The following is a 1,098-nucleotide window of genomic DNA, read 5'->3' on the forward strand; positions in this document are numbered from 1 at the left end:
GTTTTATTTACGTTCAATAAGCTCCTTCGGAAGCCCGATGATCCGAAGCATCGGTAACGTCCGAAAAGGGGATATAAGGAGATGAAAAGATAAGTCGGATAGGCGTTGGGGAAACGCCCGAAGGAGACTATTGATAACTTGCGTACCGGAAGGCTCGTAAGCACATTCCGGATGATCCATAGTAAAACGCAAGCACAAAAAGACCTCGCCACAGGGTGCGGAAGCCTCGTTCTGATTGCGTTATTTGTCGTCTACTAATTTAAATCCAGGCTCTAATACGAGCTCACCGTACATGTCGAGAGATGCGACAAATACTTCGCGACCTTCATGATCTTTTCCAAAATATTCTTCAGTGTCTTCGTTAGGGATAGCATCGATAATCTCGCCGGCATAAGTTTCATTAATAATCTCGCCCCACTTATTATATACCGTGTCATCATACATAACTTTAACGCGAATATTTGTGTCCATCTTTTTCGTCCTCCCTTGAAAATTATACGAAATTAGCGTTTCCTTACATATTATTCATTAACCCAAGTAGGTACGCAAAATCGACAGGGAATACGCTGATTACGGATTCATCGATCGAAATCTTTGTAAGTCGAAAATAACAAAAGACGCCAAATAACGTCTTCAGAAACTCCTTGTACATCAAGGTACATGAGCATAAAAACCGGTAATCGCTGTGCGAAAACCGGATTCTCCTTCTACACCTGGCAGATGAGCTATGACAACAAATATTACACGCTTTCCGGAACGTATTTAAAGTCCCCACCGGCGGAGAATTCACGGTTGTCTCGTGAACTGCTTAGTATCGCTCTATCAAGCATCACCTTAAAAGAGCTTGCACGTTAGCTGTTTATAGATATTTAAAAATATAAGAAGGAAAGACCCATTATAAGCCTTCTCAATGGCATTTTCAGTCTCTCTTGTCAGGTTACACGCCTTATTGAGAAACAAAGCGTCTCAAACGCTCGCCATTTATTTTGCACAGTCTTCTCTGACCCGTGTAAGGAGGTATGTGCATGGGGTTAGGCTCCATTCAGAAAATTGAATGAGAAGTAGCGAATAAAATAGCGAATATGTTTCTAAGTGAAA

Annotated in this window: 1 protein-coding gene; it reads right to left on the minus strand. The window is 41.6% G+C overall.

Annotated elements, in window-relative coordinates:
• Nucleotides 1-240: 240 nt before the first annotated feature.
• Nucleotides 241-471, minus strand: coding sequence for a hypothetical protein (locus tag ACFVU3_RS40205; RefSeq protein ID WP_390073730.1), 231 nt, complete (start codon nt 469-471; stop codon nt 241-243).
• Between the last annotated feature and the right edge of the window lie 627 nt (nt 472-1,098).

Origin of the sequence: Streptomyces sp. NPDC058052 (genome assembly GCF_042885515.1) — a bacterium.
Taxonomy (GTDB): Bacteria; Actinomycetota; Actinomycetes; order Streptomycetales; family Streptomycetaceae; genus Streptomyces.

Coding starts and splice junctions, on each gene's coding strand:
- ACFVU3_RS40205 (WP_390073730.1), bottom strand. CDS start 471: ATGGACACAAATATTCGCGTTAAAGTTATGTATGATGACACGGTATAT.